This is a genomic window from Mucilaginibacter sp. P5_A4 (genome assembly GCF_056400605.1).
In genome coordinates, this window is sequence record NZ_JBFUKX010000005.1 from 75464 (window position 1) to 89456 (window position 13993).

Consider the following 13993-nt stretch of genomic DNA (forward strand, 5'->3'; position numbering starts at 1 on the left):
AGCAGGAATTACCATTGGTTATTGATCATCCCGAGGTTGAAAAACCAAAGCCGGCGGAAAAAAAGGCCGCCCCGAAAAAGAAGCCTGCTGCTAAGCCTAAGAAGACGGAAGAGTAATCTTACTAACAATAAGACAACACCATTTTGTCATCCTGAACGCTGTGAAGGACCTGTTATTCGCCGTACACTTTAGCCTGTGCAGTCTGTAAATAGATTTCTTCGCGATGCTTAGAAAGACGATCTTTAAAACGTCGTTTCTCTTTAATCCCCCTGGATTTTACGACAAATACATAATTGTAAATAAAGAGAAAGGCCACGGATTCCCGCGACCTTTCTCTTTTCCAATACTCCCGAAATGTGGACAGTGGGTTAATCAATCCATTCAAACTTAGTATATGGTACCAGCACCTCGGGCACTTTAATGCCTTTTTCGGTTTGGTTGTTCTCAAGTAATGTAGCCACAATACGGGGCAAAGCCAGTGCGCTGCCATTAAGTGTATGCGCTAATTGTGTTTTACCTTCGGCATTGCGGAAACGCAGTTTAAGGCGGTTGCTCTGGAACGTCTCGAAATTCGATACAGAAGAAACTTCCAGCCAGCGTTGTTGCGCGGCACTCCAGGTTTCCATATCATAAGTTAAGGCCGAGCCAAAGCCCATATCGCCTCCGCAAAGGCGAAGCACACGGTAAGGCAAGCCCAGTTTTTGCAACAGGCCTTGTACATGGGCGCTCATTAGCTCCAGCGTTTCATATGATTTATCGGGGTGTACAACCTGTACAATTTCTACCTTATCAAACTGGTGCAAGCGGTTAAGCCCACGTACGTGCGCGCCATATGAACCTGCTTCACGGCGGAAACAAGGCGTGTGCCCGCAATTTTTAACCGGTAACTCATCTGCCTTTAATATTACATCGCGGTATAAGTTGGTAATTGGCACCTCTGCAGTAGGGATCAGGTATAATTCATCTTCGTTTACAAAATACATCTGCCCCTCTTTATCAGGAAGTTGCCCGGTACCAAAACCAGAATCCTTATTAACCATCAGCGGTACGCTAACTTCGCTGTAGCCCGCTTTTTCGGCTTCGTCAATAAAATAATTAATCAAAGCGCGTTGCAATTTGGCACCCTTATTTTTATATACCGGGAAACCGGCGCCTGTTATTTTAACACCCAGTTCAAAATCTATCAGGCTGTATTTTGCCGCCAGCTCCCAATGAGGCAATGCATTTTGGGGTAATTGAGGCACTGTTCCGTTCTCTAAAACCACCTCATTTTCCTCCGGGGTTAACCCTTTTGGTACCGAGCTGTGTGGCAGGTTGGGCAGCAAAACCAGTTTTTGGTATAGTTCGTCTTCGGTAATCGCTAACTGATCGCCAAACTTTTTTATATCTTCTTTCCAGGCGCCTGTTTTTGATTTTATTTCCTCGGCCTCGGCTTTTTTTCCGGCGCGCATCAACTCGCCAATTTGTTTTGCAGCTGCATTGGCCTCGGCCGAAACGTTGTCCATACTGGTTTGAGTTGAACGACGTTTATCATCTAACCCTATTATCTCATCAACCAGTTCGGGCTGTTTAAAATTTTTTACAGCCAAACGTTCTAAAACCTGTTCCCTGTTATCGCGGATATAACTAACTTGCAGCATTATTTTATTTTTTGACAAAGATATAATTTGTTTTAGTTAATAGTCCATGGTCCATAGTCGATGGCCCCTGGAATTATGTTTAATGATTTGGTTTTTGAAGAAAAAAACTATGGGCTATCGACTATGGACCATCGACAAAAAACGTATAAATGCCCGGTAAACTATACTTAGTACCCACCCCAATTGGCAACCTGGAGGATATCACCTTCCGGGCGATTCGTGTTTTAAAGGAGGTCGACCTGATCCTGGCTGAGGATACACGTACATCGGCTCCGCTATTAAAACATTTCGATATCCACCAGAAAGTATTTGCACATCACCAGCATAATGAGCACCAATCATCAAACGAGATCATTAAGTTTTTGCTGCAGGGGAAAAATATTGCGCTGATATCTGACGCCGGTACACCTGCCATATCCGATCCCGGCTTTTTCCTGGTTCGCGAAGCTTTAAAGTTTAATATCGCGGTAGAATGCCTGCCTGGCGCTACGGCTTTTGTGCCCGCTTTGGTAAACTCAGGCTTCCCTACAGATAGGTTTTGCTTTGAAGGCTTTTTGCCATTGAAAAAAGGCAGGCAAACCCGGTACAAGTTTTTGGCGCAGGAAGAGCGCACCATTATACTATACGAATCACCCCATCGTTTATTGAAAACGCTGGATGAAATGGCTACTTATTTTGGTGCCGACAGGCAGATCTCGGTATCGCGCGAGCTAACCAAAATGTTCGAGGAGACTGTACGGGGCACGGTCGCCGAGGTTAAACTATATTTTGAAACGCATCCTTTAAAGGGCGAGTTTGTAATGTGTGTGGCAGGGGCCGAAGCAAAACCATCAAAGGATAAGTACAGGGACGAAGAAACCGAAGAATAAGGCGATTATGGAAAATTATTTAGATAGCGTCATAAAGCGATTTGCGTACTACAAAATGCTTGGAGAGCAAACATTTGAGCAATTGAATGACGCCGACTTATTTTGGCGTTTTAATGAAGAAAGCAACAGTATTGCCATTATAGTTAAACACCTATCGGGCAATATGCTATCGCGCTGGACAGATTTTTTAAACGCCGATGGAGAAAAACCATGGCGCCATAGGGATGCCGAGTTTGAAGATAAAATTAACACCCGTGCCGAACTGCTAAGTATCTGGAACGAGGGCTGGGAATGCCTGTTTGCTGCTTTAAACTCCATAGCTCCAGATGATTGGCAAAAAGTTATTTACATCCGTAATGAGGCACATACCGTTGTGGACGCTATTAACAGGCAGCTTGCACATTATCCATATCATGTTGGTCAGATTGTATTTATTGGAAAAATGATAGCCGGTTCAAAATGGAAGTCGCTATCAATCCCCAAAGGCAAATCGGAAACGTTTAATGCAGATAAATTTTCAAACCCCGACGGCGCAGTCAAATAGATCTACATAATATATTTAATGAAAAAAAATCTTCCGTTAGCTATACTTTCCGGCTTATTACTGTGGATAGCATGGCCGCCTACCCCATATACCACGTTCCTGCTTTTTATTGGTTTTATACCGATGCTGCTGGCGATGGAGAACATTATTCAATCAGCATCCCCCAAAAAAGGTAAGCAGATCTTCAATGTAACCTTTATCGGCTTTTTTGTTTGGAACACAGCATCTATCTATTGGGTATATAACGCCCTTAAGCAGGTAGGCAATTTAGTAGCTATCCCTATTACATTAATACCATACGCGCTTGGTCCGCTGCTGATGGCTACGGCCTGCTGGTTGTATTACCGCCTGCGTATTTTAACTAAACGCAGTTTAGGTTTGGCCGGTTTGGTATGCTTGTGGATTGGCTACGAATACCTGCACCAAAGCTGGGATTTGAATTTCCCCTGGATGACTTTAGGAAACGGGGTTGCTGTAACCCACCAATGGGTTCAATGGTATGAGTATACCGGAGTTTATGGGGGTACAATTTGGATATGGGCTGTAAATATCCTGGCTTTTTTAATTTATGCAGGCCTGCGCGAAGCCCAAACAAAACAGGTAAGGCTTAAGCTTATTACTGCTTTTGTGCTTATATTGCTGCTGCCACTATGCTTTTCGTTATACACCTATTACAATTATACCGAACAAAAAAACCCTTCAAACATAGTAGCTGTTCAGCCTAATATTGATCCTTATGAAAAAGGAGGAACTATACCTGTAGCCACACAGATAGATATACTTATCCGCCTGTCGCAAAGTGTGGCACAGCCTAATACTGAGTTTTTTTTATGGCCCGAAACCGCCATTCCCGACTATATAGATGAGGATAGGATTCTTGAAAGCCAATACTATAAGCAGGCCCACCATTTGCTACTTAATTATAAAAATGGAAACCTGGTAACCGGGAGTGAAACATACCGGTTATTTAATAGCCGCGCCACACCAACCGCAAGCCCTACACAGCAACCAGGCTTATTTGCTGATAGCTATAGCTCGGCGCTTAATATAGAAAATGGGGATAAGGTGCAGTTCTACCATAAATCGAGGCTAGTGCCAGGAGCCGAATCATTGCCATTTGGTAATATATTATCATTTTTAAAACCAGTTTTTGAACATTTGGGGGGCGCTACAGGCGCTTATGGCAGTCAGCCTGATGCGGAGGTTTTTTATTCGCAAAGCGGCATCGGGGTTGATCCCGTTATCTGTTTTGAATCAATCTGGGGCGCATATGTTGCCCGTTCTGTAAAAAAGGGCGCCCAGTTCATCGCTGTTATCACAAATGACGGTTGGTGGGAAAATACATCAGGGAAAGATCAGCACCTGGATTATGCCAAGCTTCGCGCTATCGAAACCCGCAGGTGGGTAGCCCGATCTGCAAACACCGGTATTTCGGCTTTTATTAACCAGCGCGGCGATATTGTACAGCAAACCAAATGGTGGACAAAAACCGCTATCAAGCAGGATATCAACCTTAACTCCGATATTACATTTTACGTTCAGCATGGCGATTATTTACCAAAAGCAGGAAGCGGAATTGCCGTATTACTGATGCTGTTTATTATGATAAAGCCACGGTTGAAAAAGAGGGTAGCTGCAGCGTAAATGAAAATGTTGAAATAACAGGTTATTTACGCCAGCTGTTCGTTCCGCTTTAAAATAAATGCCATCAGATCATTTATTGGCTGCTTAATAACCTTGCCGGTTTTTACACCCTGCTCATGGCAAAGTGCAATAAGCTCTTCGGCAAAAAAGTAGGCTATGGACCCTACAAAATGGCACTTGTATTTGTGGTACTCGTGGTACGATTTAATGTTTGTCTTGATGAACTCCATCAACCCCCGCTCTAAAATTTCCTGCCCGTATGGCGTGGTCTTTATCTCGCTTACAAATTTTGAGAAAGAAGCCAGGTAGGTGTTACCATTGGGTTTCTGGTAAACATTTTTGATGACGATATCTTTGTTCAGGTGATAGGCTTCTTCAAACCTTGTATTGATCACCTCTGGCATCCGGCCATATAAAAAATCGGTAATCAGGGTTTTGCCAAACCATGTGCCCGAGCCCTCATCGCCCAAAACATAACCCAGGCCGTGTTGGCCCTCAAATATTTCCTCCCCATCAAAAAAGGATATGTTTGACCCGGTACCCATCACGCAGCAAATGCCCTTTTCATGACCACAGGTTGCATAGGCGCAGCCTAAAAGGTCGCTATCTACAGAGACATATGCTTTGGGAAAATACAGGCTGATAGCATTGGAAACAATCTCGTGCCTGTCCGGGCTCGAGCAACCCGCTCCGAAGAAATAGATTTCCTCAATCTTATCGGCATAGGCAAGCATACCGGGTGCCTGATCATGAATTACCTTGGCGATTTCTTTTTCGCTCAAAAAATATGGGTTTAAGCCCGCGGTTTTAAAAGACACCGAATCCTGCTGACCAACGTGCAGCAACCAGTCTGTTTTTGAAGATCCGCTATCAGCTACTAAAATCATGCACTAAGTTCTTCAAGGGCTTTTGTGGTTAATGGCTTATGTATATGCTGAGTAATATATTTATTGTTTGCCGATTGCTCCATTTCAGTAGGATCAAGCGAAGATGAAAGCATAAATATTTTTATGCTTTCCTTATCAATTTCTAACAGGTCATATTCCTGCAAAAACTCAAAACCGCTCATTGTAGGCATACGGATATCGAGGAAGATAACATCCGGTTTAACGATTCCCAACCTAAGCGAATCAATAGCTTCGGCAGGCGATTGGCGCACAATTATAGTTTCCGCAAAATTGCTGGCCTCTAAAACCTTACGCGTAACAAAGTTGTCGATGTAGTTATCATCGATCAATAAGCAAATTTTGTAGGGGTTAGACATACATCAAATATATATCTTTTTACAAACAAATTATAAAATATGCCTTTTTATTGAATATTTATGGTATTGGTTATTTGTTTAAGTGTAATTTCCGCTTGCTTTGACTGGTACTGGGCTGCAAAAAACTTTGATTGCGCATCAAGGTAGTTGCGTTGCGCTTCGCGAATCTCCAGTGGGGTGATATTGCCCAGTTTATATTTTTCGAGCGAAATATCCAGGTTCTTCTTGGCTATCACTACGTTAGCCTGCCCTAATTTTATCAAATCAAGGCCGGATAGGTAAGCGGCATAAAGGCTGTTTACCTGAGTTTCTATATTCAGCTGAACTTGCTTTGCATTAATATTTACGTTGTCTATCTGTATCCTGGCGTTTCGTTCGCGGCGGGTTTGGTTAAAGCCATCAAAAATATTAATGGTAGCGGTTAGCCCGTAGTTTAAGCCATGGGTGTTTTGCTGTAAAGTAAAACCCGCCGGGGTTTTGTTATTGCTAAAGGTATAACCGGATGATACAGCTACCTGCGGATAGCGGGTTGATTTTACCTGTTTCAGGTTGATCTCGGCCAGGCGGCGGTTTATCTGTGTAGATAGAATAGCCGGATTTTGCAATTGTGCTTTGGATAAAATATCGCCCAATATCAGCTTATCATCAACCACAATGGTGTCAGCTACGGCAAAATCGGTTTGCAGGTCGCGCACCAGGATCTGGTTTAGTTGAATTTTGGTTGTTTTAAACAGCTGGTATTGCGTAACCAGGTTGGCGGTATCTGTATTTAAATTTACCTGCGCGTTTAAAACATCCAGTCTTGATGCCCGGCCAACGTGAAACTTATCATTGGCATAACGTAGTTGCGTACGCGAAATATCAATAGCACCTTTCAAAGCTTTTATTTGTTCATTTTGGCTGATAAGGTCATAATAGGTGCCTATCACATTGGCAACTGTGTTTTGTAGGGTATCCTGCAGTTGTAAAGCGCCCAGCTTATCCAGCTGTTGCAACTGATCATAAGTGGCAAACATGTTAAAGCCATCAAAAATGGTCCAGTTAAGCGCAACACCATAGTTAACACCAGTATTTGCCGCATTGCGGATGTTGTTCACGGTACCGTCGCTACGGGTTTGTTTGGTTGTTTGACGACTGTTGGTTGATGCAAAATTGCCGTTCACCTGCGGTAAAATACCTGCATTGCCCAGTGTAACGTTGTTGGCAGCAATGGTTTTATTGTTTTGCGATAGCTTTATATTATAGTTGTTTTTTAAAGCTATTTCAACCGCATCCTTTAATGTAAGCAGCGGTGCATCCTGCGCCCATGTATTTGTACCCCAAAAGGTACAGCAAAAAACCAGGAAAGCTATTTTTTTAATGATCATATCGCTTAAAAATTTTCAATAAGTTTTATTGGTTTTTTCTTTGGTTTGGATTCTTCTTCCGGCTCTTCCTCGGGATCGCGACGCGTTTTTGAAGCAAAGATCACATACATCATTGGAATGATATACAGCGTTAATACCAGGGAAAACAGCATGCCGCCCATAATTACAATACCCAACGATACCCGGCTTTTTGCCCCTGCGCCCAACGCGAATGCTATAGGTACCGAACCCAATACTACGGCCAAACTGGTCATCAATATGGGACGTAAACGGGCCGTGGCGGCTTCAACGGCGGCTTCGTATTTGGTGATGCCATGCTCCATACGCTGGTTGGCGAATTCAACAATCAGGATCCCGTTTTTGGTTACCAGCCCTACCAAGGTAATTATACCTATCTCGCTGAAAATATTAAGTGTTTGATTGAATAGCCATAAGGACATAAATGCCCCCGAAATAGCCAACGGCACAGTAAGCATAACAATAAATGGATCCATAAAGCTCTCAAACTGTGCTGCTAATACGAGGTATATCAGCAAGAGGGCAAAGCCAAAGGCAAACAGAATATTTGATGATCCCTCGGCATAATCACGTGACGGTCCGCTTAAAGCAGTACTGAATGTTTCATCAAGCAGGCTTTTTGCTATGCGGTCCATTTCGGCAATGCCATCACCAACGGTTTTGCCGGGAGCCAAACCAGCTTGTATAGTTGCCGACTTATATCGGTTAAAATGGTAAATAGCCGGAGGGGTTGCACCTTCGGTAGTTTTTACCACGTTATCCAGCTGTACCAAACCACCCTTGCTGCTTCGTACATAAACCGATCTCAGATCGAGTGGTTGATCGCGGTTAGCCCTGTCAACCTGGGCAATTACCTGGTATTGCTTTCCGTTTATCAAAAAGTAATCCAACCGGCCGGCGCTATAATACAATTGCAGTGTTTGGGCAATGTCATCTACAGATACGCCTAAATCACGGGCGCGGTCACGATCGGTAACCACCCTTAACTCGGGTTTGGTAAATTTAAGGTTCACATCTGTTCCCTGGAAAACAGGGCTGCGGGATACTTCGGCAAAAAATTTAGGTAATACCGCACGAATCTTTTCAAAATCCTGGTTCTGTATAACGTATTGAACCGGTAATGAAGTACGCGCACCGCTACCACCACCGCTTATGGTTTGCTCCTGTATTACAATGGCGCGGGCATCGGGCATTTTACCCAGTTTTTTGTTCATCCAGTCGGCCAGTTGTTGCTGGGTTCGCGTTCGCTTATCCGGTGCCACCAAACCAATCCGGCCAAAGCCGGAGTTAGTGGAGCCGCCACCGCCAAAAGATGGTGAAACGATTTCCAGGTTAACATTGGCCTCGGGAATAGAATCCTCCACAAGATTCGATACCTTATCCATGTAGCGGGTCATATACTCATATGTTGCGCCCTCTGATCCGGTTACACTGTAACGTAATAAGCTGCGGTCATCCAACGGTGCAAGCTCTGATGGGATCACCCTTACAAGAATCCCGATAATTAATAAAGATACCGCGAGGATTACAAACGAAACCCATCTTACCTTCATAAACTTAACCAGTGTTTCGGTATATGAGTTGGTCATGTTAACAAAGAATGGCTCTGTTTTTTCGTAGAATTTTGATTTCTTGTTATTCTTACGAATCAGTTTAACGTTCAGCATTGGTGTTAACGAAAGGGATACAAAGGCCGATATCAATACAGCCCCGGCAACTACTACAGCAAATTCGCGAAATAGTCTGCCTGTAAAGCCCTGTAAAAATACAATAGGTAAAAATACCGCTGCCAAAGTTACCGAGGTAGAAACTACCGCAAAAAAGATTTCGGCCGAACCTTCAAAGGCCGCCTTACGGATAGCCATGCCGGCCTCAACCTTTTTATAGATATTCTCTGTTACCACAATACCATCATCAACCACCAGCCCTGTAGCCAGTACAATGCCCAACAAGGTTAATATATTGATGGAAAACCCAAAAATGTACATGATAAAGAATGCTCCTATCAATGATACCGGGATATCAATTAGCGGGCGGAAAGCAATGAGCCAATCCCTGAAGAACAGGTAAATGATGATTACCACCAGCACAAACGAAATGAGAAGTGTTTCCTGCACTTCGGTGATGGATTGATTGATGAACCGGGTATTATCCAATGCTACTTTTACCGAAATATCTGGTGGAAGATCCTTTTTAATCTGTTCCAGGCGGACGTAAAAGTCCTTTGCTATCTGTACATAGTTGGCACCGGGCTGTGGCACAAGAGCTAAACCAACCATTGGCACACCCGACTCCTTAAATATGGTTTCCTCATTTGCCGAACCCAAAACCGCGTAACCTATATCGCTAAGGTGGATCACCCGGTTGCTATCAGCGCGGATAATGAGGTTATTAAAATCTTTTTCGGTTGATAATTTACCCAGGGCCCTTATGGTTACCTCGGTATTATTGCCCTCAATTTTACCTGCCGGAAGTTCCACGTTTTCCTTTGCAAGGGCAGCGCCAATATCCGTTGCGGTAAGGCCCAGGGCCGATAGTTTGTTAGGGTCAATCCATAGGCGCATTGCATATTGCCGCTGTCCCTGTATGTTAATGGTACTTACACCAGGAATGGTTTGCAGGCCTTCCTGCAAAACGTTTTCGGCATAATCATCCAATTGGGTAATATTACGGGTATTACTGCTTACGGTAAGGGTTATTATATTATCAGCGCTGGCATCGGCCTTTGTAACTACCGGCGGGGCGTTAATATCCTGCGGAAGCTGGCGTTGTGCCTGCGAAACTTTGTCGCGCACATCGTTAGCGGCAGTTTCAAGGTCGGCATCCAAATCAAATTCAACCGTAATATTGCTTTGCCCAACAGAGCTTGTTGACGAAATATTGCGGATACCGGGCACGCCGTTGATGGATTTCTCCAACGGCTCCGTTATCTGCGATTCAATTACATCGGCATTGGCGCCAGAGTAACTTGTGGACACTGAAATAATAGGCGGATCTACCGAAGGGAAATCCCGCACCCCTAAAAATTTATAGCCAATAATACCAAACACAACAATAACTACTGACATTACTGTTGCCAATACCGGCCTTTTTATACTAACTGAGGATAAACTCATAACGGTTACTTAATAACTTTAATAATTTTTAAAGGAACTTTTGGTCGCATTTGTATAAGGCCCGATACAACAACACTATCGCCAGGTTTTAGGCCGTCTATAACTTGTATTTTGGTATCGGTTCGCATGTCGGTTTTTACCGCTTTGGTAATAGCTACACCATTATGGTAAATATAAACCAGGCTGCTTTTTAAATCAGGAATAACAGCCTGGGTTGGCAGCAGGATGGTTTTAGGGATCTGATCGAGCGTTAAATTTATTTTAGCAAAACTACCTGCGGTTAATAATCCTTTGGGATTGGGCGCTTTTGCACGCACGGTAATGGTACGCGAGTTAACATCTATTGATGGCTCAATAGCGTATACAGTACCTGTAAAGTTTTCCCTGGAGCTCTCTATATTAAACATCACTTTACTGCCTGCCCCAAGAATAGAAAGGTACCTTTCAGGAACGGAGAAAGTAAGCTTTGCCGGATCGATATTTACAAGCTGCGCAATTGGGGCGGCCGGTGATAAATAGCTACCCGGGCTAACATTTCGTAAGCCGATGGTGCCGGAAAATGGGGCCCGAATCTCTGTCCGGCTTATCTGTGCTTTAATTACATCAGCGGCGGCTTTTAATGAGTTTAGCGAGGTTAGCGAGGTATCGTATTCTTCCTGGCTTATGGCTTCTTTTTGCAGCAATACCTTGTTGCGGTACTCAACCTGCTTAGCCAGGGTTACCTGGTACTGGTTTTGTGCCAATGATGCCTCCAGGTCCTGGTTATAAACCTTAACCAACAGTTGCCCTTTTTTAACTTTACTTCCCTCTGTAAAATAAATACCTGTAATGTTGCCGGCTGTTTGGCTTACCAGGCTTACTTTTTCGTTGGCATCAATGCTACCGGTTACATCAATAATATTGTTTACAGCGGTATCCTTTACAATCATGATGTTAACTGCTACAGGGCCGTTTTTCTTTTTGCCGCTTTTGCCGCCGGCATTAGCAGCGGCTGTTTCTTTGGCTTTTTKGCTAAAAAACTTGTTGTAAACTAAAAAAGCAACCAGCAATGCCAGCGCTATGTAAATGATATACCTTGTTCTCATTTTGCATTAATCATTTTGTGATTTGTAAATCGGGTTGGGTTGTATGGGGGTTAATATTGTTTTGCATTTTTTGCAATACGCTTTCAAATATCTTCATTTCATGTGCCGAGATCCCCTTGGTAATATCAGAATTAATATGTTCAAATGTTTTCACTATCTGCGGTACGGCCAGTTTTGCTTTTTCGGTAACCTTAAGCAAATGTTCGCGCCGATCATTGGGGTTGGTTTCACGGTAAACAAAGCCTTTGGCCGTAAGCATATTAATGATGCTCACCATAGCCGATTTATCTTTATCCAATATCTGCGCCAATGCGTTTTGCGTAAGCTGTCCGTTGTGGTAATAGATCAGCGATAAAATAAAATGGTACCGGGTAACATCCAGGTGGGCAGTATGCCTGGCCAGCACGTTAAGGTATAATTTACCTAAGCGTATAAGTTTCCGGGATATAGGCTCTACCAACTTCATCTTAATAAATGATTGCAAACTTAATCCGCCTGTATTTATAATAGTTACATGTATCAACCATTTTACAAGTGCTTAAAAGCCTTATATTTTAAAAAACCATAATTTTTATAACTTGCGGGCATGAAACCTATTAAGCTGACCTCAACTGTATCATTAATTTTACTATTTATGAATTTATCCGCCAGTAAGGCGCAAGCCACGGCTATTATATCTTATACTGTTTCGTTTCCAGAAGCGCAGGCCCATTATGCCGAGATTGAAATGCATATCTCCGGATTAAAGCAAAACACACTCGACCTTAAAATGCCTGCCTGGACACCCGGATCATACCTGATAAGGGAGTTCGCCAAAAATATAGAAGCCTTTAGCGCCAGTATAAACGGCAAAATTGTGGCATCGCCCAAGATGAATAAAAACACCTGGCGCATTAATACAAAAAACATAAAGGAGATAACGGTAAGGTACCGCGTTTATGCTAATGAAATATCGGTACGTACCAGTTATATCGATGCATCGCATGGTTTTCTGTCAACATCGGGTATATTTATTTACCCCGCCAATATGCTGCATTCGCCATCAACGATCATCATAAAACCTTATAACGACTGGGCAAAGGTTTCAACCAGTTTAGAAATGGTAAATGGCAATCCGTTTGTAAGGCATTCGCCTAATTTTGATATCCTGTTTGATTCGCCCATCGAAGTAGGAAACCAGGATGTTTTTGGTTTCGATGTATCGGGCGTTAAATACGAGGTGTGTATGTACGGGGGCGGCAATTACGATAAGGAGCGCGTTAAAAAAGATATGCACGCCATTGTTGAGCAGGAGGTCGGCATATTTGGCGAAAACCCGAACCGGCATTATACCTTTATAGTACATAATCACCTTCGCGGCGGCGGTGGCATTGAGCATTTGAGCTCAACAGTTTTGGGTGCCTCGCGTGATAATTATAGTAATGAAAAAGGCTACCAAAGTTTTTTAAGCCTGGTAGCCCATGAGCATTTTCATTTATGGAACGTAAAACGCCTGCGACCAATTGTTTTAGGCCCGTTTGATTATGATAATGAAAACTATACTACCAACCTTTGGATAGCCGAGGGCTTTACTGAGTATTACCAGGAGATAGCCATACGCCGTACCAATCTTTATTCGCCTGAAAACTACCTGGATCAGATAGCCAATGAATTTAACATATTGGAAAACCTGCCGGGCAAAGATGTACAAACGGTAGCCGAATCGAGCTTTGATGCCTGGATCAAGGCCTATCGTCCTAATGAGAACTCCAATAATACCACTATATCCTATTATACAAAAGGAGCTATAATAGGTATGATGCTCGACCTGGAGATCATCAACAGCTCAAACCAAAAACACTCGCTTGATGATGTGATGAAGTATATGTATACCATGTACTACAAAACCAAACAACGCGGCTACACCGATGCAGAGTTTAAAAAAAGCTTTGAAATGTTTTCAGGCAAAAAGCTGGATGATTTTTATAAAAAATACATTAACGGACTTGATCCTGTTGACTACAATAAATACCTGGGTTACGCCGGCTATAAAGTAAACGATGATCTGGCCGACAATAATGAAGCGGCCCTGGGTATTACAACCGCCACAACAGCAGTTAAAAAAGTAATTGTAACCGCTGTAACCCGCGGTACTGCAGCTTATATTGATGGCATTAATGTAAACGATGAAATAACTGCCATTGACGGCAACCCCATTACCGATCCCTCTACCATGATAAGTGGCAAAAAGCCCGGTGATAAAATACAGGTAACTGTAAACCGCGACGGCCAAAATATTATTTTGCCGGTTACCTTGCTGAAAAACACAAGGGTGAAATATAAAATTACATCGATAGATAATCCCAATACCCAGCAATTGGCCGTAAGAAAAAAATGGCTGAGTTTGTAATCCGGGCTTTATAAAATTTTAAGGCTGGCTGTCTATCGCCGGCCTTTTTTGTGTTCA

The 13993-nt window shown here is 43.2% G+C and carries 11 protein-coding genes; 4 read left to right on the forward strand and 7 right to left on the reverse strand.

Annotated features, from left to right (window positions below):
* Positions 1-368: 368 nt before the first annotated feature.
* Positions 369-1640 (reverse strand): serine--tRNA ligase, encoded by a 1272-nt coding sequence (serS, locus tag AC1DQW_RS05145; protein ID WP_477453130.1) that lies wholly within the window; start codon positions 1638-1640, stop codon positions 369-371.
* Positions 1641-1789: 149 nt separating this feature from the next.
* On the opposite strand from serS, the gene rsmI reads away from it, so the two are divergent.
* The 3 genes from rsmI to lnt are packed head-to-tail and all read left to right on the forward strand — an operon-like array spanning position 1790 to position 4697.
* Complete coding sequence (gene rsmI, locus AC1DQW_RS05150; protein ID WP_477453131.1) at positions 1790-2509, forward strand: 16S rRNA (cytidine(1402)-2'-O)-methyltransferase; 720 nt, start codon at positions 1790-1792, stop codon at positions 2507-2509.
* A 7-nt stretch (positions 2510-2516) separates the two neighbouring features.
* The gene (locus AC1DQW_RS05155) at positions 2517-3053 is read left to right on the forward strand and encodes a DUF1572 domain-containing protein (RefSeq protein WP_477453132.1); all 537 of its coding nucleotides are present in this window, start codon (positions 2517-2519) and stop codon (positions 3051-3053) included.
* An 18-nt stretch (positions 3054-3071) separates the two neighbouring features.
* Positions 3072-4697: an apolipoprotein N-acyltransferase gene (gene lnt, locus AC1DQW_RS05160; protein WP_477453133.1), complete on the forward strand. Its 1626-nt coding sequence runs from the start codon at positions 3072-3074 to the stop codon at positions 4695-4697.
* 26 nt (positions 4698-4723) lie between these two features.
* Here the strand turns inward: lnt and AC1DQW_RS05165 are convergent, their stop codons facing one another.
* Genes AC1DQW_RS05165 through AC1DQW_RS05190 form a run of 6 tightly spaced genes read right to left on the reverse strand, consistent with a single transcriptional unit; the run spans position 4724 to position 12013 of the window.
* Positions 4724-5584, reverse strand: coding sequence for an N-acetylglucosamine kinase (locus AC1DQW_RS05165; protein WP_477400862.1), 861 nt, complete (start codon positions 5582-5584; stop codon positions 4724-4726).
* Positions 5581-5961 (reverse strand): response regulator, encoded by a 381-nt coding sequence (locus AC1DQW_RS05170; protein WP_477412621.1) that lies wholly within the window; start codon positions 5959-5961, stop codon positions 5581-5583. Before AC1DQW_RS05170 ends, AC1DQW_RS05165 begins: the two co-directional genes overlap by 4 nt.
* 47 nt (positions 5962-6008) lie before the next feature.
* Positions 6009-7328 (reverse strand): TolC family protein, encoded by a 1320-nt coding sequence (locus tag AC1DQW_RS05175; protein ID WP_477453134.1) that lies wholly within the window; start codon positions 7326-7328, stop codon positions 6009-6011.
* A 5-nt stretch (positions 7329-7333) separates the two neighbouring features.
* On the reverse strand, positions 7334-10462 hold the full coding sequence (locus AC1DQW_RS05180) for an efflux RND transporter permease subunit (RefSeq protein ID WP_477453135.1): 3129 nt from the start codon (positions 10460-10462) through the stop codon (positions 7334-7336).
* Between the two features lie 5 nt (positions 10463-10467).
* The gene (locus tag AC1DQW_RS05185) at positions 10468-11547 is read right to left on the reverse strand and encodes an efflux RND transporter periplasmic adaptor subunit (protein ID WP_477453136.1); all 1080 of its coding nucleotides are present in this window, start codon (positions 11545-11547) and stop codon (positions 10468-10470) included.
* Positions 11548-11557: 10 nt separating this feature from the next.
* The gene (locus AC1DQW_RS05190; protein ID WP_477453137.1) at positions 11558-12013 is read right to left on the reverse strand and encodes a MarR family winged helix-turn-helix transcriptional regulator; all 456 of its coding nucleotides are present in this window, start codon (positions 12011-12013) and stop codon (positions 11558-11560) included.
* 168 nt (positions 12014-12181) lie between these two features.
* Between AC1DQW_RS05190 and AC1DQW_RS05195 the strand changes: the two genes are divergently transcribed.
* On the forward strand, positions 12182-13936 hold the full coding sequence (locus AC1DQW_RS05195) for a M61 family metallopeptidase (RefSeq protein ID WP_477453138.1): 1755 nt from the start codon (positions 12182-12184) through the stop codon (positions 13934-13936).
* Positions 13937-13993: the final 57 nt, after the last annotated feature.

Bases quoted from the DNA above. Each gene is read 5' to 3' on its own strand.
- serS (WP_477453130.1), bottom strand. From the start codon at position 1,640: ATGCTGCAAGTTAGTTATATCCGCGATAACAGGGAACAGGTTTTAGAA.
- rsmI (WP_477453131.1), top strand. From the start codon at position 1,790: ATGCCCGGTAAACTATACTTAGTACCCACCCCAATTGGCAACCTGGAG.
- AC1DQW_RS05155 (WP_477453132.1), top strand. From the start codon at position 2,517: ATGGAAAATTATTTAGATAGCGTCATAAAGCGATTTGCGTACTACAAA.
- lnt (WP_477453133.1), top strand. From the start codon at position 3,072: ATGAAAAAAAATCTTCCGTTAGCTATACTTTCCGGCTTATTACTGTGG.
- AC1DQW_RS05165 (WP_477400862.1), bottom strand. From the start codon at position 5,584: ATGATTTTAGTAGCTGATAGCGGATCTTCAAAAACAGACTGGTTGCTG.
- AC1DQW_RS05170 (WP_477412621.1), bottom strand. From the start codon at position 5,961: ATGTCTAACCCCTACAAAATTTGCTTATTGATCGATGATAACTACATC.
- AC1DQW_RS05175 (WP_477453134.1), bottom strand. From the start codon at position 7,328: ATGATCATTAAAAAAATAGCTTTCCTGGTTTTTTGCTGTACCTTTTGG.
- AC1DQW_RS05180 (WP_477453135.1), bottom strand. From the start codon at position 10,462: ATGAGTTTATCCTCAGTTAGTATAAAAAGGCCGGTATTGGCAACAGTA.
- AC1DQW_RS05190 (WP_477453137.1), bottom strand. From the start codon at position 12,013: ATGAAGTTGGTAGAGCCTATATCCCGGAAACTTATACGCTTAGGTAAA.
- AC1DQW_RS05195 (WP_477453138.1), top strand. From the start codon at position 12,182: ATGAATTTATCCGCCAGTAAGGCGCAAGCCACGGCTATTATATCTTAT.